At 52.8% G+C, this 26,775-nt stretch carries 24 protein-coding genes; 14 read left to right on the forward strand and 10 right to left on the reverse strand.

The window, feature by feature from the left end:
- Positions 1-85: 85 nt before the first annotated feature.
- Positions 86-1,159 (reverse strand): hypothetical protein, encoded by a 1,074-nt coding sequence (locus HY913_00980; protein ID MBI4961826.1) that lies wholly within the window; start codon positions 1,157-1,159, stop codon positions 86-88.
- 453 nt (positions 1,160-1,612) lie between these two features.
- Positions 1,613-2,788, reverse strand: coding sequence for a guanylate cyclase (locus tag HY913_00985; protein ID MBI4961827.1), 1,176 nt, complete (start codon positions 2,786-2,788; stop codon positions 1,613-1,615).
- Positions 2,789-2,963: 175 nt separating this feature from the next.
- Here HY913_00985 and HY913_00990 point away from each other — a divergent pair, with 175 nt between their 5' ends.
- The 11 genes from HY913_00990 to HY913_01040 all read left to right on the forward strand — a co-directional run bounded on the left by HY913_00990 (position 2,964) and on the right by HY913_01040 (position 14,610).
- Positions 2,964-4,475, forward strand: a complete 1,512-nt coding sequence (locus tag HY913_00990) for a sigma 54-interacting transcriptional regulator (GenBank protein ID MBI4961828.1) — start codon at positions 2,964-2,966, stop codon at positions 4,473-4,475.
- Entirely contained in the window at positions 4,472-4,870 is a 399-nt protein-coding gene (locus tag HY913_00995) for a dinitrogenase iron-molybdenum cofactor biosynthesis protein (GenBank protein MBI4961829.1), read from the forward strand. The genes HY913_00990 and HY913_00995 overlap by 4 nt, the downstream gene beginning before the upstream one ends.
- 870 nt (positions 4,871-5,740) lie before the next feature.
- Positions 5,741-6,169, forward strand: a complete 429-nt coding sequence (locus HY913_01000; GenBank protein MBI4961830.1) for a response regulator — start codon at positions 5,741-5,743, stop codon at positions 6,167-6,169.
- 239 nt (positions 6,170-6,408) lie between these two features.
- Positions 6,409-6,963, forward strand: coding sequence for a CBS domain-containing protein (locus tag HY913_01005; protein MBI4961831.1), 555 nt, complete (start codon positions 6,409-6,411; stop codon positions 6,961-6,963).
- Between the two features lie 33 nt (positions 6,964-6,996).
- Positions 6,997-8,472 (forward strand): SLC13/DASS family transporter, encoded by a 1,476-nt coding sequence (locus HY913_01010; GenBank protein ID MBI4961832.1) that lies wholly within the window; start codon positions 6,997-6,999, stop codon positions 8,470-8,472.
- Between the two features lie 40 nt (positions 8,473-8,512).
- The gene (locus HY913_01015; GenBank protein MBI4961833.1) at positions 8,513-10,252 is read left to right on the forward strand and encodes an ArsB/NhaD family transporter; all 1,740 of its coding nucleotides are present in this window, start codon (positions 8,513-8,515) and stop codon (positions 10,250-10,252) included.
- Positions 10,253-10,330: 78 nt separating this feature from the next.
- Positions 10,331-10,762, forward strand: coding sequence for a response regulator (locus tag HY913_01020; GenBank protein ID MBI4961834.1), 432 nt, complete (start codon positions 10,331-10,333; stop codon positions 10,760-10,762).
- Between the two features lie 418 nt (positions 10,763-11,180).
- A complete protein-coding gene (locus tag HY913_01025) occupies positions 11,181-11,681 on the forward strand; it encodes a CBS domain-containing protein (protein ID MBI4961835.1) in 501 nt (166 codons plus the stop codon).
- A gap of 64 nt (positions 11,682-11,745) precedes the next feature.
- Positions 11,746-12,180 (forward strand): response regulator, encoded by a 435-nt coding sequence (locus HY913_01030; protein MBI4961836.1) that lies wholly within the window; start codon positions 11,746-11,748, stop codon positions 12,178-12,180.
- A 274-nt stretch (positions 12,181-12,454) separates the two neighbouring features.
- Positions 12,455-14,137: a two-component sensor histidine kinase gene (locus HY913_01035; protein ID MBI4961837.1), complete on the forward strand. Its 1,683-nt coding sequence runs from the start codon at positions 12,455-12,457 to the stop codon at positions 14,135-14,137.
- A gap of 68 nt (positions 14,138-14,205) precedes the next feature.
- Positions 14,206-14,610 carry a response regulator gene (locus tag HY913_01040; protein ID MBI4961838.1) on the forward strand — a complete coding sequence of 135 codons (405 nt, stop codon included), beginning with the start codon at positions 14,206-14,208 and terminating at the stop codon, positions 14,608-14,610.
- 65 nt (positions 14,611-14,675) lie between these two features.
- Here HY913_01040 and HY913_01045 read toward each other — a convergent pair whose 3' ends face one another.
- Positions 14,676-16,148, reverse strand: a complete 1,473-nt coding sequence (locus HY913_01045; protein MBI4961839.1) for a pentapeptide repeat-containing protein — start codon at positions 16,146-16,148, stop codon at positions 14,676-14,678.
- A 367-nt stretch (positions 16,149-16,515) separates the two neighbouring features.
- Here HY913_01045 and HY913_01050 point away from each other — a divergent pair, with 367 nt between their 5' ends.
- Positions 16,516-17,709 (forward strand): ABC transporter permease, encoded by a 1,194-nt coding sequence (locus tag HY913_01050; protein ID MBI4961840.1) that lies wholly within the window; start codon positions 16,516-16,518, stop codon positions 17,707-17,709.
- 184 nt (positions 17,710-17,893) lie between these two features.
- On the opposite strand, the gene HY913_01055 is transcribed toward HY913_01050, so the two are convergent.
- Positions 17,894-19,000, reverse strand: coding sequence for a glycosyltransferase (locus tag HY913_01055; protein ID MBI4961841.1), 1,107 nt, complete (start codon positions 18,998-19,000; stop codon positions 17,894-17,896).
- The gene (locus tag HY913_01060) at positions 18,997-19,485 is read right to left on the reverse strand and encodes a response regulator (protein ID MBI4961842.1); all 489 of its coding nucleotides are present in this window, start codon (positions 19,483-19,485) and stop codon (positions 18,997-18,999) included. The genes HY913_01055 and HY913_01060 overlap by 4 nt, the downstream gene beginning before the upstream one ends.
- A gap of 94 nt (positions 19,486-19,579) precedes the next feature.
- Between HY913_01060 and HY913_01065 the strand changes: the two genes are divergently transcribed.
- Both HY913_01065 and HY913_01070 read left to right on the forward strand, forming a co-directional pair.
- Positions 19,580-20,098, forward strand: a complete 519-nt coding sequence (locus HY913_01065) for a response regulator (protein MBI4961843.1) — start codon at positions 19,580-19,582, stop codon at positions 20,096-20,098.
- Positions 20,099-20,140: 42 nt separating this feature from the next.
- Entirely contained in the window at positions 20,141-20,896 is a 756-nt protein-coding gene (locus tag HY913_01070) for a HAMP domain-containing histidine kinase (GenBank protein ID MBI4961844.1), read from the forward strand.
- Positions 20,897-21,057: 161 nt separating this feature from the next.
- On the opposite strand, the gene HY913_01075 is transcribed toward HY913_01070, so the two are convergent.
- The 5 genes from HY913_01075 to HY913_01095 form a co-directional block, all read right to left on the reverse strand.
- On the reverse strand, positions 21,058-21,279 hold the full coding sequence (locus tag HY913_01075) for a type II toxin-antitoxin system HicB family antitoxin (protein ID MBI4961845.1): 222 nt from the start codon (positions 21,277-21,279) through the stop codon (positions 21,058-21,060).
- A 97-nt stretch (positions 21,280-21,376) separates the two neighbouring features.
- Positions 21,377-22,129: a Bax inhibitor-1/YccA family protein gene (locus HY913_01080; GenBank protein ID MBI4961846.1), complete on the reverse strand. Its 753-nt coding sequence runs from the start codon at positions 22,127-22,129 to the stop codon at positions 21,377-21,379.
- A gap of 149 nt (positions 22,130-22,278) precedes the next feature.
- Positions 22,279-23,556 carry a PAS domain S-box protein gene (locus tag HY913_01085; protein MBI4961847.1) on the reverse strand — a complete coding sequence of 426 codons (1,278 nt, stop codon included), beginning with the start codon at positions 23,554-23,556 and terminating at the stop codon, positions 22,279-22,281.
- A 953-nt stretch (positions 23,557-24,509) separates the two neighbouring features.
- Positions 24,510-25,757 (reverse strand): O-antigen ligase family protein, encoded by a 1,248-nt coding sequence (locus HY913_01090; protein ID MBI4961848.1) that lies wholly within the window; start codon positions 25,755-25,757, stop codon positions 24,510-24,512.
- Positions 25,758-26,103: 346 nt separating this feature from the next.
- On the reverse strand, positions 26,104-26,505 hold the full coding sequence (locus tag HY913_01095) for a hypothetical protein (protein ID MBI4961849.1): 402 nt from the start codon (positions 26,503-26,505) through the stop codon (positions 26,104-26,106).
- Positions 26,506-26,775: the final 270 nt, after the last annotated feature.

Here is a 26,775-nt window from a genome sequence, read left to right on the forward strand (position 1 = left end):
GGTAAATCCGCCGCGCCGCTTTTGCCGGGCATTCACTGATAGGACCGGCATTTTCATGAGAAAAGCACATCGGCAGCGGTCAATTTCATCTAATGGGTCCGGCTTTGGCTGGCTTCAGGGCTTCGTTGTGAAATACAAGTAAGGCCAGCGAGCCTGGACCCTGGTTGAAAATGTAATCGTGGGGGCCGGTAAGAACATGGTACCTATGCGCTATTCCGTTTGACATCAACAGCTTGTGCATCTTCTCTACCGACGGAGCCAGAGGATCTTTGTCACTGGTAACGAGCTGGATGGACCGTTTCTTCAACAGATCGGCCTTTGCCCGTACCAGGTCCCGATACACGTCCAGAAAAGGCCCGAACGCGCCCTGCACCGAACCGATGCTTGCGAAGACCTCAGGATACTTCAGCCCATAATACATGGACCTCGCGCCGCCCATAGACACGCCATCCACTCCAATTCTGTCCGGATCGACCCGGTAGCGTTTTTTCAACTCCGGAATCAGCTCATCCATTATGTACGCTTCGTATTCAGGGAACTCCAGCGCGCTTCCGAGGGCCAGAGGCGGCGAGTACGGGCAAGCCAGGATAAGGCCGTCATAGGGCCGCCGCTTCAGCCTCGCGTTAAACGACTTCAAATGCGCTTCTGAAACCAGGCCTCTGAAGTCTTTGGCATCCAGGTGATTATTCTGAAGGGCCCGTACCGCCTCGTCAGTCTTATAATAGTGCATCCACGCGAGAGCGCCCTGTTTAGGGGGTTTGACGCATTCCCCCGCGCCGCCGAAAGCTATAACAAGCGGGTACCTTTTATTGGGATGTTTTTCGTACCCTAGAGGAAGCGTCACGGCAACTACCGCATCAGGGAAGCTTGCCGATTTGATGGTCACAGAGTCCCCCTGGGTCTTGTACCCGGTCAGCTTTTCAACCGACACGCCACCAGCCGCAGGAGGTCGAGGCAGAGAAGTGATGCCGTCCTTTTCCGGTCCTGTCTTGTCGGATTGAATCTTCAGCCCCGCCCGGGTCAGCCCTTTTTCTTCATGATAAGGCCCCGCGGGCGGCGTTTCGCGGGAAACAGAGGGCGTCAAGACCGGTTTGGAAGAATCATCTCCGGAGCTGGAGCATCCAAACGCCACAGCCGCGACCAGAATTGCAGCGATCATGGTTATGTGCAGATGCCTTGCAGACAGAAGTACCTCCTGGCTTGAACCGAAACTTCCAGGCCCAGTTTATGAAACAATGCCGAAGAAGCAAAGGTCTTTTGCGAGAAGTACATCGAGGGGCCGAATTTTTTTCCGAATCGGGAAGGCCCATCCCGTCATTCCGCTGCGCGGGCAAACAACGAATAATCAGTTGAATCGGACACGGACCTGCCAAAGCCCAGATCCGTGGCACCCCTGGGCCGATATTGATGGGCTGTTGGGTGCCACTGACCTGGGCACCAGGTCAGTGCTGCTTGCGCTTCGAAGTCATCTTCACGGTTTGAAAGCGAGGCGGCATCGTTCCTGCGGAAGCAGGAATCCAGCCCTGCGTCTCGCCGGATTCCCTGGGTTCCCGCTTTCGCGGGAACGACGGAAGAGCAAGTTGGAAGGATCAAGAAGCCTTGGCTGTTGGGTTTAGTTCGCAGCAGGGACCAGGCTGAACACGTGAACCTTCTTGCTGATGTTCTTGAAGCTCATTGATCCTCGGTCGAAGACGGTCATTTTGTCCTGAACTCGGCTTGCCGTTTCAGGACCGAGCAGTATATCCCCTTCCGCTGCCGCGTTAGCGATGCGGGATGCCAGATTCGTTGCCGAGCCTGAAGCTGTAAAGGTTGTCCTCGTGCCGGAAGAACCTTTAAATCTGTTCATCCCCACAGACGCTTTTCCCGAATTGATCCCCATGTTCACCACAATCGGATAAAAAAGGCCTTCCAGCTCCCGATTAATGTCTTGAACGCGTCGCCGGATTTGCAGGGCCGCGCTTGCGGCATTTAACGCGTTGGTCTGTTCCTCTCCCTGAAAGATCGCCATCAGGCCATCTCCCGCGGTTTCGTTGACATCTCCGTCAAACGAGTAAATCACATCGAGAAAGCTGGAGAAGTATTTTTCGATGACAAAATTGACCTTGTCCTGGGTAAGCGATTCGCTAATGCGAGTGTAGTCCGCGACGTCCAAGAAGAGCACTGATACGTCTATTTCCCGTCGATTCAATGCAGGAGCGTCGGGGTTCTTTTCAACTATGCGCCGTACCGTCTCGGGCACGAAAGTCCTGATGTGCTGGAGGATGCGCTCCAGGGTCAGCTTCTCCTTGGCCATCTTGGAGTATTTTTTCGCGTTGATGATCGTGTTCGTGGCAAGGTCGGCCAGATCGGTGAGCATGACAATGTGCTTATCTTCAATAACATGCCCTTTCTCGGTGACCACGTTCAGCACCGCTAGAGGTTCAGTCCCGTCGTAGATGGGCATGGCGATTTCGCAAATTTCCTCCCCGGAGCCTCTGTGGACTACCGCACCGGGAACTTCCGGGTGAATTGCGCATTGAAAAGCCATTGGTTCACCCAGGGCCTGTTGGACTATGTCCTTGCCGCGTTTGCACATGTGGCAGTTGATATTCTCCTTTTCCATGGTGCAGTGCAGGGGGCGCGTGTAATTGGGGGCATCAGGGTCCACCAGTATAAGACAGGCTTCTTTGGCGTAAGGGACGGTGATTTTGGCTTCATCGCGGATAATCTCGAGAATGTCCCCTATGTGGAGGCACGAGGTGATCTTCTTGGCCACGCGAAATAGGTTCTCAAAGCGTTCTTTGTACATGACCGGTCCTCAAGCGACTGCTTGCGTAGATCGTCGGTTGATTTATCAGTACAGCCATTGCAGCCTTTTTTCAAGGCCAAGACCACGATCCCACGTTCTGTGACACCTCCAGATCTTAACCTCCTTCTATTACATAGTTCACTTCGCGGAAGAATGACTTGACCTAAGTCAAAACATGCGAATTTTGTTTGCTTCGCTGCGCAAATCCCTTGGATTGACCGGTGGACAAGGATATTGTAAGCTGTTGAAACCTGACGCAGAAAAGAGGAGAGGTCTTTTGTCCCCTTTCCGCGGCCTTCACATCAACGGGCTTTGCGAATCCTCAGTAGGTTTGCTCCGATTCCTGGATGAAATTCCGGTGGGCATCGTAGTTTTCAATCGAGATCGTAAAGTGCTGATCATCAATCGAGCGCTGGAAGCTCTGACGGGTTTCCTGCCCCAGGAGGCCTACGGTATACCGTGCCATTATCTCCTCCGGAGCAACGTGTGCCTTCAAGGGTGCCAGAACAACCCGGTGGGGAAAGGCTCCGAGCCTGTCTGCACCGAAGCCAACATAATTAATAAGAGTCGCCAGAAAATCCCCGTTCGTCTAACCATGGGACCCCTTCTCGATGTAAAAGGCAAGCTTGTGGGGTTTATCGAATCCGTGGAAGACATCCGGTCCCTGGAGGAGCCCACGGACGAATCGGGCAAATCCTTTCTATTTGAAAAAATGGTTGGCAGAAGCCATGAGATTCAGCGCATTTTTCGCGTGATTCCCGTGATCGCTCAGACCGACTCTTCTGTGTTGATTACCGGCCAAACCGGCACAGGCAAGGATTTTGTGGCTGAGGCGATACACTCTGCTTCGAGCCGAGCCAAAGGCCCTTTTATAAAGGTCAACTGCGGGGCTTTGCCCGAAACCCTCCTCGAATCAGAACTGTTCGGCCATCAGAAAGGGGCTTTCACGGGAGCGGTGGAAAACAAACCGGGCAGGTTCCGCCTGGCTCACAACGGGAGTCTGTACCTCACCGAAATAGGTGACCTGCCCCTGGGGCTTCAGGTAAAGCTGCTTTCTTTTCTCGATGACAAGGTGCTCCATCCCTTGGGAAGCACAAAGGGTATTCATGTGGATGTGAGGGTGATTGCCGCGACTCACCGCAACCTGGAGCAGATGGTCCGCGAAGGCAAATTCAGAGAAGATCTGCTGTTCAGACTCAATGTGGTCCGAATGCATTTACCGCCGCTGATGAAACGCGGGGATGACATAAGGATGTTAATGGATCACTTCGTTCAAACCTTCAGCCCGAGATTCAAGAAAAAAGTCACCGGGTTCAGTGACGAAGCCAAGGAAATCCTTCTCAAATATCCCTATCCCGGCAACGTGAGGGAATTGAGGAACATAGTCGAGTACGCGGTCAATATATGCGAAGGCCACAGCATACAACCCGTGCACCTGCCGGCTTACGTCGTGGAATACGATCCAGAAAAGATCGAAGATAGCGGTTTGCCGGAAATCGGTCCAGCTCCGTTGCAGTCCGGTTCGGCCGACCGCTTCTCAGGAGTAAGCTGGGGCGAGGCTGAGCGCAAGCTCATAATCGACGCCATGGTGAGGGCAAAGGGAAGGCGGGCTGAAGCGGCTAAAATCCTCGGTTGGGGAAGAAGTACGCTATGGCGCAAAATGAAGCGCCACGGGCTGATGCCATGAAAAAACCCCAGAGATCCCATCGCAGCGACCCGGCCGTGAACGTGACCAAGCTCCTTATTCCTTTGTTGGGGGATGATGTGGCCCCGCGGTTCGACTTGGCTCCGGAGGCCCTTATAGCTGTGATCCACTCGGAAAGCGGACTGATCGAAGACAGAACCATCATCCTGCCTGAAGCCTCGGCCGAATCGCTTTGCCATCTGATCCTGGCGGAAAAGGTCGACACGGTGGTCTGCTGCGGAATAGAGGACGAGTATTATCAGTACCTTATTTGGAAAAAGCTGAAGGTGATCGATTCCGTGATGGGTCCCTACGTCCGTGTCCTTGATAAAGCAATGAAGGGGACCTTGAGCAGCGGAGACAATTTGCTCGGTTCCAGGACGTCATCCAAGAAATGAGCAGGAAACTTGGGGGGCATCTATCGGGAAAAACTCTTTTGTGGACTCGAATGTTCCCGGCAAGGTCTCCGGCCCGATTCACCAAAATTTGGCGGGCATGGCCCGCCCTACGATCAGACGCGCATCCTCCTCGTAGGGCGGGCGGTGCCCGCCTTCTCTCACAGGTATAGATTGGAGACTCGTTCCCAGGTTCTTCCTGGGAATGCTTTCCCGCAGGCGCCGCTTCCAAAAGTCACACCTTGGACATGCACATGATTCAGCCGCCGTCACCGCACTATGGTAGCGGCCGGGCGTCCCTGCCGGCCATTCCTGATGTCACTTCTTTGAACGCGCATTGGTCTTAGTGAGCCCGACTCAGCATTGTCCCGACGGATCCCGGAAACCAGTCGGGGAAATCCTCCGATCACTAATTCTGAGACCGTTTCGAAAAGCCCGCCTAACCGATGGGAGTTCCCATCACATTGGAACGCGTTGGGAATTTGTACTCAAGGCCGCGGGATTTTTGGGACGGACAATCCACATACCGGTTGCATGCCAATTCGTTTCACTATGTTCCATGCCATGTATCATATTGTGTCATATTGACGCGCACGGTAACTGACCCATAATCTAATACCCAAATATGATTAAATAAAGTACGATTGGCACAGCGCTTGCTCTCCCATAAAAGCGTCCACAGTTCGAGTTCTTAACGGACAGGATCTCTGTCCGCTAATCGTAAAAGACATTCTTTAAGATTCGAGGGTGATTAACATTTGAAAAAGCGCGCTCCAGCGCGACCCTCCTCTCAGCAGGGCGAGTTTCACTCGGAATCTCAATGGCGCAGTTTGGCAGAGAGAAACGGCACAAGAGAATTGAGGAGTTTGGTACATGGTTACTAAAGTGCTTGTGGTGGATGATGAAGAGCAGTTTGTCGACGTTCTGGCCGAGCGTCTGCAAGGCAAAGGTTTCAAGGTGGACACCGCATTCAACGGCGATGACGCAATCGAATTCGTCAACAGCCATGACGTGGATGTGGTGATTCTGGATGTCATGATGCCCGGCCGCGACGGCATCGAGACCCTGCGTGAACTCAAGCGCATCAAGCCTCTTGCCGAAGTGATCATGCTTACCGGCCATGCCACCGTGGACACCGCGATTCAGGGCATGAAGCTGGCCGCATATGATTACCTCATGAAACCGACTGACACCGCTGAGCTGGTGGACAAGATAAACAAGGCGTATCAGCGGAAAAAAGAGCATGAAGACCGCATCCGGCAAGCGGAAGTGGATAGCCTGGTAAAGAGGCGGGGTTGGTAGACAATTTTGTCAAATCCCCCCAACCCCCCTTTAAAAAAGGGGGGTAATGGAAGGATTTGCCCTCCTGCCTAAGGAGGGGTGACAGCAGGATTCCCCCCTTTCTTGAAAGAGGGGTCAGGGAGGATTTGGATAGCCGCTCTTGCCTATGTGTAGATCATTCCTGAGCGGTCAAGCATCGGAACAAGTAACCTGGAGTTTTTCCATTCACTCCAGCAGAGGTACCACCTGGAGGTAGGTTCATGGAAGCCATTAAGGTGAAAGATTTAATGGTCCCGCTCGACCAATACGTCTGCGTGTCTGAAGACGCGACGCTTTTTGAAGCTGTTGTCGCGCTTGAAGAGGCCCAGGCAAAGGGATCGGTGAAAGGTTATCCTCACAGAGCGGTTCTCATTTGCGACAAAAACGACAAGGTAATCGGTAAGCTGAGTCACCTGGACGTTTTGAGAAGCCTGGAGCCTCGATACTCGGAGATGATCGATTTGAAAAAGGTTTCCGGGTTTGGTCTGAGCGCGGAGTTCATGAAGTCCATGATGGACAAGTACGAGCTGTGGAAAGCCCCCCTGGACGACCTGTGTAGAAAGGCCGCTCAGGTAAAGCTGTCGAGTTTGGTAGATGCTCCTTTGGAAGGGGAATTCGTGGACCAGGACGCGACCCTCAATCGAGCTGTCCATCAACTGATCATGGGACATCATCAATCCTTGCTGGTGACTTCGGGCGGTCGCATTGTCGGTGTCTTGAGGCTCACCGATGTGTTCAGAGAAGTCAGCGACAAGATTAAAGCTTGCAAGATTTAGCTTCTATACGATGATTCAAGGAGGACTCCTTCTATGACTGCTGATGCCGTCGCCTCATCCGAAGGGATAAAAATAGATTGGACAAGGCTAATAGCCTTGCTCACCGGTTTTGGCCTATTTCTGGTGATTTACTATTCACCACCCTGGCCCGACGCTGTTGATCCGCTGGGCAAGCACTTTGTCTTGTCCATCCAGGGCAAGGGTGCCGTCGCGGTTTTCGCGTTGGCTGGAATATGGTGGGTTTTCGAAGTGGTTCCGATCGGGGTTACCAGTCTGGTCATCGGCGTGACACAGGCGTTGTTCATGATTCGTCCGGCAAAGGAAGCCTTCAACGATTTCATGGACCCTGCGGTGTTGTTCATCTTTGCCTCTCTTGTGATCGGCCTGGTATTCAACAAGACGGGGCTCACGAGGCGCATGGCGTACAAGATGCTGGGTCTCGTGGGAGAAAAGACCACGACCATTTACCTCGGTGTCTTTGTTTTGATCGCACTTCTCACGCATATTATGGCACACACCGGAGTGGCCGCCACGGTATATCCGTTGCTCCTGGCCATCTACAGCTTGTACGGAGAGGGCGACAAACCTACAAAATTCGGGAAAGGCCTCTTCATAGGAATGGCCTATGTTTGCGGAGCAGGAAGCATCATCACTCTGCTCGGCGCGGCCCGTGGTATAGTAGCACTGGGGTTCTTCAAGGAGATGGCGGGCACCGAGGTGAGCTTTTTCCAGCTCACCTACTACATGGCTCCCCTCGGATGGACGATGGTTTTCCTCCTCTGGGTCTACATTTCCATCGTGTTCAAGCCCGAGAAATCCGTGATAGAAGGTTTGCGAGAGCGTGTGAGCGAACTGAGCAAGGATCTTGGCCCCATAACTAAAAATGAGATCATTTCACTGGTGATCGTCGGCGCTGCAATCGTCATCATGTCTTTGCAAGTAATGATTCCACCGCTGAGGGCTTTGGACAAGTCGGCGATCTTTCTCGTGTCCACGGTTCTGTTCTTTGTCCTGCGCATACTTGATATCGACGACTTGGAACTGATACCTTGGAACATTGTGCTTCTTTTTGCCGGAGCGATGAGCATCGGGTACTGTCTCTGGCAAACCGGAGCAGCCGAATGGCTGGCCATCAACTGGCTGGCCCTGTTTAAGACTGCCCACTGGTTGGTCTTTGTGCTGGGGGTGGCCTTCTTTGTGCTGGTCCTAACCAATTTCATCATGAACGTCGCAGCCATTGCTATTTCGCTGCCGGTTGCTCTGGTTATTGCCAAGTACCTGTCGGTCGCTCCTGACGTGGTAATGTTCGCATCGCTAGCCACCGCGGGCATGCCGTTCCTCTTGTTGGTTGGAGCGGCGCCCAATGCTATTGCTTACGATTCCAAGCAGTTCACCAGCGGCGAATTTGTCATGTACGGGATTCCTCCGAGTATCATTCTGATGGCAGCCCTGGCCTTGATGTGTTTTGTAGTCTGGCCGCTTATGGGGATGCCCGTGCTTGCCAAGTGACCGGTGAGGATATTCTGACCACATAAGAGGGGATTCTATGATGAAACGTTACGGTATAGCATTGGCCTGCGCATTGGTTGCAGTCCTGCTCGCGACGGGGGCCTGCTGGAGCCAAAAGCCGCAGCCTGAAAGTGCTGTCCTGATACTTCAGGGTAAGGTCCTTGATTCAGCGGGCATGCCGCTGTCAGATGCAACTGTGCTGCCTTATTTGAACGGAAAACCTTTCCTGCCGGGCGCTCATGGGGCTGAAACGCCGAAAGAATATTCGACCGGGCGAAACGGCTTGTTCATGATTGAGGTCCCGGCTCCTATCGAGAAGATCAAGGACGGGAAATGGTCTCTCAAGATTACAAGACCGAGCTTCAAACCAACCCAGATGATCGCTGTGAAAGCTCTGGACGAGGGGATTGACGAAAAAGGTGTTCATCGGTTTGTCTCCGGCACCACGGTATCTCTTGCCCGGTTCCAGGGAAGTGCTTTCTGGATAGCCCTGGTGGTTTTTTTGGCGGTGTACGCGCTCATAGCTTTCGAGATCGTACACCGGACCTTGGCTGCGTTTCTCGGAGCTGCGGTGCTGCTCGTGATCACGCATACCTTCGGACATTTCAACGAGGCTTTCACCATCATTACTTATGAACAAGCCCTCCATGCGGTGGACTGGAATGTGATCTTTCTCTTGATGGGGATGATGATCATAGTGGGTGTGTTGAAGGTCTCCGGAGTGTTCCAGTGGCTGGCGTACAAATCCTTTCAGGTGGCCAGGGGCCAAATATTTGTCCTTTCGTCAGCTCTGTGCATCGTCACTGCGGTTACGAGCGCTTTCCTGGACAACGTCACCACCATGCTGCTGTTAACACCGGTTACGCTGGAGATTGCCGTAGTCCTGGGTGTATCTCCGTTCGTTTTCCTTATCCCGGAGATTTTGGCCTCGAACTTCGGAGGCACTGCCACGCTGATCGGCGACCCGCCCAACATCATGATCGGCTCATTTGCAGGTATCACCTTCAATGAATTCGTCCTTAATCTGACTCCTGTGGTGGTAATCGTCATGGTGGCTCAGATCGTTTACAACAAGTTCCTGTACGGCAAAGCATATGAAAAGGCCAAGGTCGAAGACGTGCCGAAGATGATCGCTTTCCTGAAAGAAAAGTACAGGATCACTGACGCTAAAGTCTTGACCCTCGGCGGCGCGGTGTTGTTGGGAGTCATTCTCCTGTTTATCCTCCACGGCCTGTTCCACATGGAGGTCAGCGTAGCAGCGTTGTTTGGGGCTGCACTGATCATCCTGGTAACCAAGATGGATATTGTGGAACTCCTCGAAAAAGAGATTGAATGGCCCTCTCTGGTGTTTTTCATCATGCTCTTTATTGTTGTGGGCGGGGCTGAGCAGACCGGCATTCTTCAGATTATCGCGGATTGGATAAAGGAGGTCTGCCAAGGAAAGCTCTGGGTCGCTGTACTCCTGATCTTGTGGGTGTCGGGAATCACTTCCGCGATCGTGGACAACATTCCGTACACTGCTACCATGCTTCCCATAGTCCTCTTTCTAAATAAATCGATTCCCGGCGCGGAGAGCGGCGTATTGTGGTGGGCTCTGGCGCTCGGTGCTTGTTTCGGCGGCAATGGCACTATCATCGGAGCTTCGGCCAATGTGGTGACCACAGGTATAGCGGAAAAGGCAGGATACAAGGTAACTTTTTACGATTTCATGAAGCAGGCCGCTCCCATAACGATCGTCAGCTTGATCATTTCCTCGGTTTTCTTGTTGCTGCGGTACTAACCGCTGGGACTGGAAAGAGCGGTTATAGGGAAACACAGTAAAGTCTTTGGCGACTATAAATATAGAGGAGAATTCAGCATGCATGCGAAAGTGCTCTTGGTGGACGATGAGGCGCCTTTTGTCGAAGCCTTATCCAAGCGATTGTCCAAGAGGGAGCTGACGGTCGTGACGGCTTTCAGCGGTGCGGAGGCCCTGGAAAAGCTCGAACAAGATTCTCGTATCGACGTTGTCGTCCTCGATGTGAAAATGCCGGGCATGGACGGCATCGAGACACTCCAGGCAATCAAGGTCAAATATCCCTTGGTGGAAGTCGTGATGCTCACAGGCCATGCCACTGTCGAGTCCGCGATCGAGGGCATGAAAATGGGCGCACTGGATTATTTGATGAAGCCGTGTGACATGGAGATCCTTATGGCCAAAGTTGGAGAGGCCAAGAACAAGAAGAGCAAACAGGAAGAAAAGATCGCGGAAGCCCGAGCCTTGCAGATCGCTTTGCGCCGCGGGGACTAGAAATGGGTGATCGTAGAGGCAGCAGTGCAGGTCGCGTTGACAGACTCTGCCTCATCAAATCCCCCCTAACCCCCCTTTAGAAAAGGGGGGTTAGGGCATGGCCGATGAAATAACGAGTCTCTCCGAATTTATGAGCCCCGGAGGGGCTCAATGATAGTAGCCCGGCAATTCATTGCCGGGTGACCGATGAGCAATGATTCAGTTTTTCGTCCCCGAGGGGCGCCCGAAGGATTTATACTTGGGGCGCCCCTCGGGGACGAAAAAAGGCTCTCTTGGCCGTTCATTCCCGGCGATAAATCGCCGGGCTACTATCTTAATGTCCCTCCGGGACACCAGCTTATTTTAACGCCTGTGGGGGCAAGGCAATTTGGATCTCGTTGCTCGCCCCGTCTTCGAAAATGCGAAAAGAGGTGCTGATATGCCGCATTCAATGCCAGTTTCAAAACTTATGACCCGCCTTAATGAATGGCCTCAGTTGAAGCACGATACGGATGTAAGTACTGCCATAAAGATCCTCAGAATCGTGTCTGAGGACAAGAAGCTGGAACACGGTCATTCGACTCCGCTGGTCTTTGACGATAATTACAAGCTCCTGGGCTTTGTCCATTTGACCGATCTGTTGAAAAACATCAGGCACCTTTGCGACAAGGCGGATGAACCTTGTGAGCTTGGAAAGGCTACTACGCCACTGTCCAAGTTGGTGGTGCCCTTCGCAGATTCCGTGGGGCCGGAAGACAGTATTCTCAAGGCACTTGATATCATGATGGATTACAACGTTGCGCTGGTCCCGGTGATGAAGGGAGATAGGGTCGAGGGGCTGGTCAAGCTATCGGATATTTTCAACACCGTGGCAGCCCTGTTGTTCGACGAACAAGACCCTCAAGAGCGACATAGGCTTCTGCGGAACTTTCACATCTAGCTTTCTTTCGGGCGGGAGCTTCTGACCCTCTTGCGCTGATCGCGGCTTTAGAGGAGAATACGCCATGATAGAGACCAAAATCCTTTTGGTGGACGACGAGGAAGCTTTCGTGACAGCCTTGGGCAAAAGGCTGTCCGCAAGGGACATGACAGTGTTGTCGGCCTTTACGGGCGAGGCCGGCCTTGCCAAACTGGATGAGGCCCCCGATGTGGATGTGGTGCTCTTGGACGTTAAAATGCCCGGTATGGACGGCATTGCGGCCCTGAGAGAGATCAAGAAGGCTCACCCGATCACCGAAGTGATCATGCTCACGGGGCATGCCACGGTGGAATCAGCCATCGAGGGGATGAAACTTGGCGCGTTCGATTACTTGATGAAGCCTTGCGATCTGGACGAGCTTGTGGCAAAAGTCGAAGCGGCAGGCGCGAAAAAGCGCGCTCATCGAGCAAAGATCCTTGAGGCCGCGGGCCGGGAGCTTCGAGAGAGGCGGGGAGTGTGAGGTAATCCCGTTGCCAAAAACCCTGCTGCTTATCCTTTGGCATTAGTTAGCTGAGGTTTTTGCTTGGGTGCCACTGCTGGCTTGCCCAGCAGTGCGTTCTCAGGCGACACTGCTGGGCAAGCCAGCAGTGGCACCCGACACGGAAAATTAACGTAGGGTTGGCAGGTTGGCCGGGCTTTCTTTCCCATCTGGGTAGCTTCATGGCCTCCCTTTGGCGAGGCCTCTGTTGTTGCTTCGGTGAAGGAGTGAACCAAGGCGCTCAAGAGGCTCAAGAATGAACGATAAGGACGGTCAGACCGACAACTATTACAGATCGCTGACCTGGCGAATCGTATTGATAATAGTTGTGGTGTCCATAATACCGTTAGGTCTTATAACGGGCACCATTCGCTACTATTTCCAGGTGTCGTATCAAGAAAAGGTCCTGGATCACCTCAAGGTCCTAATAAAAAAGCACCGCCAAAATATAGATACCTTCTTGACCGAGAAGCTGGCTGAATTAAAAGTCCAGGCTGAGTCATATACGGTCGAGCAGCTAAGCGACGAAGCGTTTCTGAAGGAGCGGTTCAGAATTTTGCAGGATGCGTACGGCCGATCATTTGTGGACCTTGGAGTGGTAGACGAACGAGGAATACAAATTGCCTACGCAGGCCCGTACAAATTGAAGGAAGCCGACTATTCGCCGGCACAGTGGTTCAAGGAGGCGATTAAGGGGAGCACCTACATAAGTGACGTGTTCCCCGGTTTGCGTGGGTCGCCGCATTTCATCGTCGCGGTTCGACAGGAGAGAAACGGTGTCAAATGGATTTTGAGGGCCACCGTTGATTTCGACGCGTTCAATTCCCTTGTAGAGAGCATACGAATAGGCTCAACCGGATTCGCGTTTATCCTCAACAGAAAAGGCGAGTTCCAGACCAAACCTCGCTCCGAAATTGCCGGCTCCCGGGAAACGTACCTCAACTTCTTGGCGTCTCCCCACAAGGGGGATGAGGTGAGCGTTGTCGAGAAGGAGAGTGCTTCGGGAGAAGACGTCCTCTACGTGATGTCCAGCCTGAAAGACGGCGACTGGGTATTGGGATTCCAGCAAAGCGCCAGTGATGCCTATTCAGCCCTGTACTCGGCCCGAAGGGTCGCAACTATAATATTTTCCTTGGGTGTCATAGGTATAGTCGTATTCGCCGTTGTGCTCTCCAAACTGGTCGTCAAACGAATTTCCAGGGCTGATCTCGAAAAACAGATGATGAACGAACGCGTTATAGAAGCGGGAAAACTGGCGTCCTTGGGCGAACTGGCTGCGGGGATAGCGCACGAGATTAACAACCCCGTCGCGGTCATGGTAGAGGAAGCCGGCTGGATTCAGGACCTTCTTGAAGAGGACGATCTCAAGCAGACCAAGAACCTGGAAGAGTTCAAGCAATCTCTGGCCCAAATCAGAACCCAGGGCATCCGATGCAAGCAGATAACACATAAACTTCTGAGCTTTGCCCGGAAAACGGATCCCAGGCCGCAGGACGTTCAAGTGAACGATCTTGTGGAGGAAGTGGTCAGCCTCTGTCAGCAGCGAGCCCGATACGCGACGATCAAAATCGCCCTGGACCTCGATCCTGATCTTCCGCGAGTGAAGGTCTCACCCTCCGAGGTGCAGCAGGTACTGATGAATCTGATCAACAACAGTCTGGACGCCATCGACGGCAGGGGGGGAAGCGTCGAGGTCAAGACCAGATATAAAGACGATTATGTGATTATTGACGTGGCTGATAACGGGCCCGGCATCCCGGAGGCTTATTTGAGTAGAATCTTCGATCCTTTCTTTACTACCAAGCCCCCGGGGAAGGGAACGGGTTTGGGCTTGTCCATCTGTTACGGCCTCATCACCAAGATGGGTGGAAGGATCAGTGTAAACAGCGCCGTAGAAATTGGGACAACGTTTCATGTCCAGATCCCGCTCAAAAGCTGAACGGTCCGGAGTTCAGCAGCCTTAGGGTAAGAAGACCCGGTCAAAAAGAATCCGATTGAGGATACAAGATGATCGTGAATGAATCCACGAAGGGCGATCGCATAAAGCTTCTGCTGGTGGATGACGAGGTAGCATATGTGAACATCCTTTCAAAACGACTTGCTAAAAGGGATTTCGACGTAAAAACAGCCCTTAGCGGCATTCAGGCGATTCAAGCCCTTCGGGAACACGAGTTCGATGTGGCGGTTCTGGACCTGAAGATGGAGGACATGGACGGTATCGAGGTGCTCAAGATTTTTAAAAAGATGTCGCCTAATCTGTCCGTAATAATGCTGACCGGGCATGGATCGGAGCAAGCCGCGCGGGAAGGGGTCCAGTTCGGGGCTTTTGATTATTTGACCAAGCCGTGTGAGCTTGAGGAATTGATCGAAAAAATCAGACTGGCCGCGCGGGCAACCAAGACCCCCACGTGAATCTTCGCGAACAGTCCGCCCTCAAACAGGTTCTCAAGAGTAACACCCGATTGTCCGCCTGGGCTCTAAGCCGGCTTCTTTTTCAGTTTCACGCCCTTAACGTCGGTGAGTTTCGCGCCCCTCATACTTGTTCCACCGAGCTTGACGTGTGTGAAATCGGCTTTATCAATAAAAGCCCATGAAAAGTCCGCGCCGGTCAGGTCAGCACCAACCAGTGAACTGCCGGACATTTTGACCCCGGTCAGGTTGGCGCTGTTAAGGTTGGCATGGGACAAATCCGCACCGTCCAGGACCACGTTGTGAAGGCTCGCCCCTGAGAAGTTGGCACCTGTCGCCCTCACCCCTGTCATGTCCGCGTCCGCGAACGAAACGCCGGAGAAGTTGGCCTCGACCATTTCCGCGCCTGTCATCTTGGATTTTTGAAAATTGGCATCTGCAAAGTCGCCACCGCCCAGATTCGCTCCGGACAGATCAGCTTTGTCAATTACCGCCATGCGACCGTCAACGTTTTGCATCTTGGCTTCGGTCAAGATCGCTTCCGAAAGGTTGGTCTTATGTAGAATTGCGTTTTGCATTTCCGCTTTGGTCAAGGTAACCCCATTCATGGTCGCCTTTGAGAAAACGGTCTTGGGAAAACGGCCGAGCGAAAGGTTTGCGCCTGAAATATCCGCCTCCGTCACGTCCGCGGCGGTCAGATCGCAGCCGGTGAGATCGGCACGCATCAGCTTTGCTCCGTCGAGCTTGGCGTTCACGAGCCTGGTGTTGGCCAATTTTGCTCCTGTGAGGTTTGCGCTTGAAAGGTTTGCGCCGTCCAGTTTTGCCCCCGACAAATCACAGCCTTCGAGGTTCGCCTGCGTCAGATTTGCCCCTGAAAGATCAACTCCCACCAAGGTTGCCCCTGAAAGGTCGGCCCTTTCCAGGTTTGCCTCCGAAAGCTTGGACTGCGCCAGATTGGCTCTGGCCAGAATTGCCCACGACAGATCCGCCTTCTCAAGATGAAGGGCAATTAGCTGACCCCTTGAAATATCCGACGACGTGAGTCGGGCTCCCGAAAGTTTCGTCTTGGCAAAAGTCGCCCTGCTCAATTTGAGTCCGGCCAGATCCGCGCCGGACAGATCAGCCGCGGTGAAGTTGGCCGTATCCACGATGGCCTTGCTGAACCCGGCCCCTGACAGATCGGCTTCGCTGAAGTTGGCTTCCGTAAGGACAGCTCGACTCAGGTCTGCGCCTTTCAATTCTGTACGGTTGAGGGTGGCGCCATTCAGGCTTGAGCCTGTCAAATTGGATTGTGACAAGTCCGCGCCCGAAAAATCCGCGTCGCTAAGGTCAATTTCAGACAGGTCCGCACCGCTTAAATCGGCCCCGTACAACTTCACCTTGGTCGGTTTCTTAAGACCGATCTTGGCGACGACGATTCTGGAAATGGACGTGTCCAGACCGGTCCGTATCGCTGATTGCACAAGTTCCTTTAAGGATCCGGCCCTGCCCTGGAAAATGACCTCGCCTGTTTTTCTGTGTGTGATTTCAAATCGTGGCAAGTTACTGTCTCTCCTGGGGTTTGAGTGCGGAATTATACCACGGAGATCGCCCAATCGGTAGGATTTGTTGCTCGGTCCGAGCAACAAATCAGGAATGAGGGGCAAGACAAGCCTTTATTCCGCCACAAGTTTGTCAGTAGGGGCAGAGCCGCGTGTCTGCACGGTCTTTGGGCACATGCGCAGGCGCGCGGCGTACCAGGGCCGGCTTTTTTCGTGAACGCGAAACGGAATCAGACGCTTGTGAGATCTTACAACCGCCGGTGGTGTCAGAGTCGTCAGAAGTCACTCCTCTTGAAGGCTGAAGCAAAGAACGGTAGACTTGGCCCGTAAGATTTCAGTCCCATTTGGCTTTCCAGGGTCTTTTCGCATGCTTGCTTCCGACTTAATTGAAATTTCATTGCGGCAGCTATCCCGCAACAGACGGCGCTACAGGGGAGTGATCATAGGCATTGCCCTGGGCATAGCCGGATTGGTTACGGTGTTGACTATGGGGGATTCCGTCGAGACCGACCTCGGGAATAATCTTGAAATGCTGGGCAGCGCAACTGTTCTGAAAGCTACCTGGGACTACGATAGAAGCACCAGATGGCATCACGGGCAGTACTACCTCAAAGATGTTGATGACCTGTCAAAATTGCCCGGCGTGAGATCCGCTTCCCCCGTGGTTTGGATGTCAGGTCGGACCATCGGGCGTAACGAGAGGAAAATGATCGGGAGGGTTATGGGAGTGGAACCGAATTTCTTCCCTACCATCCATATCCCTGTTCCGACAGGTCGAACAATTACCCATGCGGACGTAGAGAACAGAACCAGCGTCTGTGTCGTGGGCCCCACCATAACCAAAACTCTATTCCCGAATGGAGAAGACCCGATCGGCAAGGAATTGTTGGTGGCAGGCCATGTTTTTAGGATAGTGGGAGAAATAGGAGGTGTAGAGGACAAAGGCTTCCTCGAGACTGTCTTGGTGCCTTTGTCGGTGGCCAGGGCAAGGTACCCGAATCTCTATGAGATAAAGGACATCTATGTGCGAGCGATAAACTGGGACGTTGTTCCGGGCCTTCAACGAGACCTGTTGGACCTGTTGAGGAAGAACCACTCGGGATACGTCGACGCCTTAGAAGTGAAGTACTTTCCTGAACGGGTGCAAACCATACAGAACGCCATTAAGCTCGTTAAGCTCTTTATTTATGCATCGCTTCTGGTGACGCTGCTCTTGGGGGGACTCGGTATCACTAACGTCATGTTGGGGGCCGTGAGAGAGAGAACCAAGGAAATTGGCCTGCGAAAGGCTGTGGGGGCTACCGAACCGATGATAATGAAACAGTTCATCATCGAGTCGGTCACTATCAGCGTGATGGGCGCAGGCCTCGGGATGTTGACGGGTTTTATTTCAGTGGAAGTCCTGAAGAGGGTCTTTGAAACGGTCCCCGCGTACAGCGTCTTTGTTGCCAGTCTCGTGGGTGGTGTGATCTTCGGGGTTCTCCTCGGCATTATTTCGGGATACCTGCCTGCGCGAAAGGCCAGCAGACTTGATGCCTCCGAAGCCATGAGATTTGAATAGTGATTCCGGCTAGATTTGTGCCAAGTCGCATACGATATGGTTGACCTGTTCCCGGCCCGTCACCGATTTGCCGAGACCTCCTCAAAGGCTTCAGCTATCGTAGGGCGGGCCGTGCCCGCCGGTACCAACCCTCACCGGACACACCAATCGGACATTTCTTTCGGAACCAATGTAGTATCAGCCCTCACGATTTTGCCGAGACCTCCTCAAAGGCCTCACTGAAGACTCGCTCAGTTTGACGCACCATGTTTTCCAGCGAGTGGTTTGCCAGAACCCTCTCTCTGGCCGCTCTCCCCATCGCATGCCTGCCTGGCTCATCGGTTAGAACCTTTACCAGGGCGGACGCAAGGTCCTCAGGGTCCCCCGGCCTTACCAGAAGTCCCGTTTTTCCGTCTTGGACCAGTTCCGGAATTCCGCCCACGCTCGTGGCAACCACTGGCAACTCCATGGCCATGGCCTCCAGTATAACGTTTGGGGAGGCCTCCATCGCGGAAGCGAGGACAAATACCCAGGAACGAGCCAGATGAGGTACGAGGTCCGGGGTCCCTGGTAACAATTCGACTCTGGAGTCCAGCGACAGAGCTTTAATGCGAGCCTGCACTTCCTGTTTGAGCGGCCCGTTCCCTATGATCCTGAACAGCGCATTGGGTATCTTGTCCGACACGATTCGGAAGCCTTCCAAGAGATTCAGGGGGTCCTTCTCCTTGACGAGCCTGCCGACGCACAAAACAGTTGGTTCAGCTGCCTTGAAGCTCTGCGTGCTTTGAAACAGCGCTGTGTCAACCGCATTGGGTATTACGGCAATGCGGTCCGGATCCACGGAAAAACGTCGGATCATCACCCCCTTGAGCGCCTCTGCATTGCATATGATGCGATTGGCCAAGCGCCACAGCCAACGTTCGTGCTGTTTGGGGAACAGGCTCCGATAGCCTGAAATGATGACAGGCACGCCCGCTATGCGGCCTAATATCCGCCCCCAGATGTTCGGAACAACAGTCAATGTGTACAGGCCGTCAGGACGCATGCGTATCAATCGCCAAGCAAGGTTGGAAATCGCCCGAGGGCCCACACGCGAGGATCGGGACAAATGGATGATTCTCACCCCGGTTTTTGCGGCAATGGGAACCATGTCTTCGCCTTGGCGCAAAACCCACAATTCCGGCGAGAAAACCTCTTTGTCCATGTATTTCAGTAAATGGATAGCGTAACGCTGGGTACCGCCGAATTCCAGATCCTGCAGTAACACCGCTATTCGTATGGGAACGCGTGGAACGCTTGCATCATTTTTCATACTAGTTTAGGCGATTTTTCGTCCAGGCTGTCCCACAGTGCCCTGTACTGTTGGCGCCAATCCGAAGGAAATCGCTCGTCCAGGAGAGGCTCCAGTCGAGTGAGCGTGTGGCGCCAGGGCGAATTGCCTTGGGAGATAATATCGAGGAGTTCGACCAGCAATGAATCAAGATTGGCCAAATCCTCCTTAGGAATGTAAGAGATTGCGCCGCGATCCATAGCTCTCAGAATGTAATCGGGGCTGAGAGCCGGAGCAGTCAACATTACGGCAGGGAACTTCCGCTGCACTGCTATATCGAGCAGGTGCAGGCCTCTCACTCCCATAACGTCCAGGATTACGACATCGTAATCCCTGGTTTGGAGCAACTTTTCGGCCTGGTTGAAACTGCCTGCGGTATCGACGCGGCATAGATAAAGAACTTCCACGATGGTTTCAAGCACATCGGGTTCGTCGTCCACCGCGAGAACTGCCTTACCCTCCAGCACCTTAAATCTCCTGGCCGTTGATTGGCCCAATCGCCCTAAACCAGCTTGACATGGACCTTCAGCATATACTATAAAGAAGATTGGAGATCAAGTTATGGCACGGAGCCTGTTGCAAGGCAAGACCATCCTCGCGGTTGACGATGAACCGGATGTGCTTGACATTCTCGCGGAAGAACTTGAGGACTGCGGCGCAGAATTCGAACGGTCAGCCACTTACGAGGATGCCATAGAAAAGATCTCGTCATTTACTTATGACCTGGTAGTGCTGGACATCATGGGGGTGCGAGGCTTCGAGCTGCTGGAATACGCCACAGCGAAAAAGACTCCCGTGGTCATGCTTACGGCACACGCGCTTAGTCCCCAGTCTTTGAAGAAGTCCATTGAACTCGGCGCCAGAGCCTACTTGCCCAAGGATCAACTTGGGCAGATAGCTCCCTTCCTGGAAGACGTGTTGACGCTGAGCTACCAGTCGGCATGGAAGTCGTTGTTCGAGCGGTTAGGCGGCTATTTCGGGAAAAGATTCGGACCAGAATGGCGAAAGTCGGAAAAAGAGTTTTGGGAGAAGTTCGAGAAAGATCTGGAGGTGCATGAATCTACCATCATTCAGTCCTGATCCCACCACTTTTTTCCGGCTGAGACATCCGGGGGTTATTCGGTGACCATCAAGAACATCCAGACAGCGCATCTTGTCCACGATCTCAAAAATCCGGTCAACATAATAGAGACCGGAGCCAAATCTCTGCTGGACAATCAGGATCGGTACGGAGACCTGACTCCGAGGCAAGAGAAGGTTATAAGGCGGGTTTTGAGAAACGCTCTCAAAATCAGGCACCTCGCCAACTCCATGCTCGAAGTGGACATGGCCGCGACGGGTGTAATGAGAGTCAGCGAGTGCACCTTGGCCGGAATACTCCGGCACGCCTTGGTCGAGGTCTTCGACCTGGTCGATCCCGATGTTGCGGACGATCTTGAAAAAGCCGCTGATTTGGACGCCTTCCGAAATGTCCTGGCGGAAAACGAAATCTTCCTTGAGGCCGAGGACTCACAACTGACCCGAACAATAAGGATCGATGAGACCAAAATGTGCCTCATCGTCACAAATCTTCTTTCCAATGCCTTCAAGTACCGGACGCGGAGGGTCTACCTCAAATGCGCCGCCGACGGGGATTCGATAAACGTTTCCGTGCGGGACGACGGCCCTGGAATCCCGGAATGTTACCACCAACAGATTTTTGACCAGTATTTCCAGTGCATCAAAGTGGAGGGCTTCCCGGTCCGCGGCCATGGGCTGGGGCTCGCAGGAGCACAGGCCCTGACCGAGGCCTTGGGCGGCAGGTTGTCCCTGTGCAAAAGTCCGGACGGAGCTGAGTTCCTGGTTCAGATCAAATGTTCCGCGCCGGGGACAGCCTGAAAGCGACCGAAGCCGGAATCGGTGCTTTCAGTTGATCTCGCGGTGCCGAGAGACAGATGAGGACTTCATTGCTGCTCTGTTAACGTAAATAGTATGATTGCCGCCTTCGCGTAATAATTCGCAACCATGCCTTTCAAGATGTCTGATGAGGTCGATTCTTTTCATGCAGTAAGTCGGAAGGTTTCTTTGATCACATCAGCGCCTCTGAGTTGTTCTTCACTCAGCTCGCGATTTGCCTCCAGTACCATGCGTACTGCTTCCTCCAGGTTGGCTCTCACTTCTTCCAGAGTCTCCCCTCGGGTGTTCGCGCCTGGAAGCTCTTGAACAAATCCAATATAGCCCTCGGGAACCTTCATAAAGACTGCCGTAAGCTGTGCTTGCATCACAAGACCTCCGAGGCAACTATAGTGCAGAAAGGAACTTATTGCACCTGCCAAACACCCTTGATCGGCCGGCAAGCGGGCAGAATTTCAGCCGGTTCTAGTTTCGGCCGCGCAGCTTCATCAGCAGTCGTAGTATTTCAATATAGAGCCATATCAAGGTCACCATCAAAGCGAAGGCAGCGTACCATTCCATGTACTTGGGCGCCCCTTGGCGAGCCCCTTGGTCAATGAGATCAAAATCCAGAACCAGGTTTAGCGCGGCCACTGTCACCACGAAAATGCTAAATCCTATTCCGATCCATCCGGCGTCGTGAATGAACGGTACTCGAACACCGAACAGGCTCAACAAAAAGGAGGCTAGATACACGAGAAAGATGCCGCCCGTTGCAGCGAAAACCCCAAGCTTGAAGTTCTCTGTGACTTTGATCAGGCCGGAGGTGTAGACCAACAGCATCGCCAGACAGGTCCCAAAGGTCAGCCCCACCGCCTGAATCACAATGCCCGGGTATTGAGATTCAGCCACCGATGAGATGCCCCCCAGGAACAGACCCTCCAGCAGCGCATAAATCGGCGCGGTCACCGGCGCCCATTGTTGTTTGAATACCGTAATGAGTGCCACCACAAGCCCGCCCAGGGCCCCCACTATCAACCACGGGGCAACGGTTGCGGGGTTGGGTTCCGGAGTTCGGAAATACAGATGCCAGGTCCACCCCGCGGTCAACAAAACGCAGAGCAGTAGAAGCCCCGCCCTATTCACCGCGCCCTGAGCGGTCATCGCCTCCTCGCCTGACGCATAATCCCTAACGCCGGCGAAGGTATCTTCAGTAAGAGTAGGATTCGCTGTCCTCATGTTTTTGGGCTCCCCCTTTTGATTTCGTACTACGATAGATAAGCACGCGGGTAGAACTAGTCAATCTATACAATATATAAAGGCAATGGATTCAGACTCAACGGGTCTGCTTGAAAGGGATACAGATCTTAAAGGGAGGGTTTCCGTCGTCAGGAGCCGCCATCATAGAGCCCAGGGTAGAGCTTGGCAGCACATTCCGGGCAAATACTGTGTGTAAAGTCCGCCTCGGAATGCTGCCGAACATAGACTTCCACTTGAGTCCAGTACCCCCGGTCGTCTCTGATCTTCTTGCAAGACGCGCAAATAGGGAGCAAACCGCTCAAAGTCTTTACTTTGGACAGGGCTTCCTGCAATTCAATTACCAGTTTGGCAAGCTCCGTTTCCGCACGCTTACGCTCAATAATCTGCATGCGCAATTGTTCATTCGTTTCGGTCAGCTCTGCCGTCCTTTCTTTCACGCGCTCTTCCAGTTTATCCCTGGCGGTCCTCAAGGCCTGTTCTGATTCCTTGCGCTGCGTGATGTCCTGTCTCATACCCCACAAACCAAATAAATGTCCTACTTTCACGTTGCCGACGAGGGTGTTCTCGAAATAGCGGGCGGACCCCGAGCAGTTTGGTTCCTCGGTTTCAAAACTGATGACCGGGAACCGCTTTGCTATCCACGAGCGGTAGTAATCTGAATGAGCCTCACCAAAAGGAAACAACTCACAAAGCGGCTTGCCCTTCATGCTGTCCACACCCGTGTGGCCGCACAGGCGAGCAAATTCGTGGTTTCCTCCCAGGAGCCTTGCTCGGGATATGGCGGACAACATGGCGCTTGGCGCACTATCTATTGCAAGAGGCTTCTCAATAGTAAATTCAGCGATTGCGATGGGAAATACTTGTACCAGCTGCTGGTATTTTTCATTAAGAATAAGCTGCCGCTTCTCGGCCGACAGGTCCTCTACGAGAGCGAGCACGGATCTGTAACCTTTCAGTCTGACCGATCGGAACAGAATTCGGCACCAGGACAGTCTGCTCTGGATCTTAAGCATTCCCTCATGAGAAGTGGTGACCCGGTCTTCAAAAATCCTTTTGAGATTGGACTCCATCTTCTCGCTTTCTCCAGGGCTTGGAAAGAGCGAGAAGAACTTCTTTCCAACGATCTTTGCACAGTCCTCAGCTATCTTGCCTGAGGCCTCGTTGACGAAAACGATGGATAGTGAAGAGTCAATCAGGAACGCGGGCATAGGTAAGGCTTCAAGCAATTTGCCGAAGGAAGCTTCTTTCACGCGACTGAAGTCAAAGCTCCCTGAGTCGGACAAATCCTTGCTGAAAAGACTGTCGAGTATAATGCTTTGAGTCGAAATTGGGGGCTGTCTGAGTAGCTCCGGTTCCACATGAAGGTCTGGACTCACGTTAGGCTTGGATTCGATGTGCTCTGCCATGCCCACTCTCCGCTAAATTACCCTGTTGAGACCTCTTCAGCCACAAATCACTTGCTGAAATCACACATTTACAGAGTCCGGATTCCCCCGTGTCACGTTTTATTATAGCTCACAGTGTCTGCTGGAACCAGAGTCCCGGAACTGTAGGGCTGAACAGAGGGGCATTAATTGTCGTGGTGAATTTGTAGCAGTTCTCGAAAGTAATGGCCGATTGACTCATGGGTGCCACTGCTGGCTTGTCCAGCAGTGCGACTCCATTCGGAAAAGACTTTTGAGAATCACTATGTTCAGCGCAATATACACTGAAGTGTCACACGGTCAAGAGAATTTTGATCCGGTCCAGTGGCGATCTAGAGCGCATAATTCACCTGGAAAGCGGGCGAAAATTTTGAATTTTGCAGATATTTGTACCAACGCGCGATCAAAGAAGAGACATCGGGTGAAGCCGACCCTGGCGGGTCTCCCAACGAATTTGCTTTGAGCCTCTGGACAAATGCGGGGGGGTTGTGGTAGGACAATTACGGCTGCTCATCCCCTTGAAATGATGAGCCGTTGAGGGAGGTGTTAAGGAAATGAAAAAGTTGATGCTTATCGTTGCATTGTTGGTTTCACTGGGTCTAGTCGGGGGCGTTTTCGCAGAGCCCGCGTCCGCTTTCTTCTTCAAAGCGGGGGGTCCCTTCGGTTTTTTTGGCGCCAAGTCGACATGCGCACCGGCGTATGCGGTACCCTGTGGCCCTTATTTTTGTGCTCCTTATTATTATGGTTGCGCCCCTTACGCTTGCAAGCCACGCAAAGCGAAAGGCAAGGGCAAAGCAATGGCCCCTGCCCAAAAACCGCCCAAACCAGAAAAAAAGATGAAGTAGGCGCAAATCGCGCCGAAAAGGACTTCAAACCGTTTCTTGAACTGACCATTTCAAGGGGATGAAATATAGCCGGCTCAGTTCGAATTACAGCTATTTGACGTTACCCGTCCGTGATGGGATCATCCCTAACAAGATATGAAAGAACCAACTGATTTGGGGATGCAGGAGTCCATCCAGAACTTGAAAATGAAGTAGTGCCGCCGTCACAGGTAACAAGATGGCAAGAGCCGGCAAAAAAGTCGTCTGTTGGCCAGTTCTCACCACACGCACGAGTCTCACGAACAAGATCAATACGCACCCGGCGTACAGTATTGCCAACGGGAAGCCCAACTCAGACATAAACGTGAGAAATATATTCTCCGACGTAACCACCTGTTGAACCGATTCGGTGAACTTTTCCTTTGTCACGTAAGGATACTTGATCTGGTAATCCTCGAGGAATTGCTCACGAGGCGCACGGAGGCCTATTCCCAGGAAGGGGTGTTTGGCTGCAATATGCAAAGAAAAAGGATAGTTCTCCGCCCTGTAATAGGCAGGTTCGTACTCCGGTCCTATCTTTGCCACCGGCAACTTATAAAAAAAACAAGCTAATATTACGACCAAGGGCACGAGAACAGCGGCAAAATACCTGAGGCGCAAGGCCCCAAACAGAACGGCCAACACGCCAAGAACCAGAGGTATCAGCATGGCCGATCTTAAGTCACTCAGGTAGAACACAAAGTAGGAAAGCAACAGCATGATCACCGCCGCCACCGCTACAGGTCCTTTCCGCCAGAAGATAAAGGTAAGAGGAGCGAAGGAAAGGAGCATCATCCTGTCGGCCAACGGATGGGGGTTCACGTCCAAGAAGTATTCAATTCGTCCTGAAACGACGTAGCCAATGATAGACAAAACGATTATCACTGCCAGCATCCCCAGGCCCAGCCACGCGAACAGTACTTGCCGAGCCTCGGAATCCAGCAAAATCCTGGCACACCAGAATCCACCCAGCCCTGAAGCCAAGACAACGAAGCCTCTTAGGGAAGAGGACCAAGGCGTCAAACTGAAAATGCCGCTGAGGGCCACCAGGATCAGCAGAGCTAGCGATATGAATAATTCTGGAGACTTGAGAAAGCGCGAACTCTTCTTGATCAGCAACCATGCCAGCACTCCACTGAGCGCACATAGCACCCCCGAAAATACGTTCGCCCTTTCCCCCGGGATCAGCACTACGTAGGGATGCAAGAAAGCCAGTTGGACGCAGGTCAGACAAAAGACCAGCCAAGCAATGCGCTCTGGAAAAGCTGTTGCCTCACTGTCTTGTTTCAACGCAGTCCCCAGGTTTAGATCTGACGGCACTTGTTTGAACTCTATTGGGCTGTCACCGGCCTGATGCCGATGCGCGGTCAACGGAGGGACATTTAACGAAGCCGGTCGAGGCAGGTCTCCGAAGCGAAGTCAGCCACTCCCGTGCATAGGGTGGAAGCGGAAGAGATCGGCCTGGGCCGGCAATGAACGAGCTTCCCAAGGGTTCCTCAAATGAAACCGCATTGGCACGACATGGCTCATTAGCGAAACGTCGTCCGATGATGGTATTACACGCGGGTGGTCATGTCCATCGCGGAATACAGGCTCGGATGACGCTGGGCCGTGCCCCCTTCATGTGTGTTGAGTAACCTTTAAAGCCGTGCGGGACAGAAACCTGTCAGTTGCCGATGCCTCCCGAGGCCTCATGCTTGCTGGACGGCTGAGTTTGCTGAGCGGTCCGCTTCTTGTACCGGGTGGCCTTGTGCTGGGGTTTGGAATTTAGATAAGAGGCTTTGTGGGGGGATCTGGTGTTAACGCTGACTGTTTTCTTCGAAGTGCCAGTCTTATGGGTTGATTTTACGCTGGATGTTTTCTTCTTTGAATTCAACTTGGCGGTTTTTAAGCTTTTTTTCTGGGTCGCCTTGAGAGCTTTTGCAAGGCCCGAATAGGGCTTCAGTTCAGCCTGTTTCTTGGTTTTTGCCGTGCTTTTAGAACTCGCACTGGCGGCCCACAGATTACCTGCCAAAAAAGCCATAGAACAAAATAGGACGATTATCCCCAATAATAAACGTCTTGTCATGAGTACATTCTCCCATATCTTAAGATTGTGATTATCTTATCGAATTAAGACCAATTTGTCAACATAATCCTGTGCCAAAAGCGGATTATTCCCTGACAGTGCGGGCGAGCAACACGCGTGACAATGCAAAAAGGTCGCAGGGCAAGCCTCCCAGCCATCCGGTCCCGAAATGCCAATGAAGACAGGCTGGAAGAGACAGCCTCAATACTCGGAAGGAAATCCAAATAGTGCCGCGATCACAGTTGACAGTGTTTAGTTGCCCTCACCCCA

The sequence above is a fragment of the Desulfomonile tiedjei genome (genome assembly GCA_016212925.1).
Classification (GTDB): domain Bacteria; phylum Desulfobacterota; class Desulfomonilia; order Desulfomonilales; family Desulfomonilaceae; genus JACRDF01.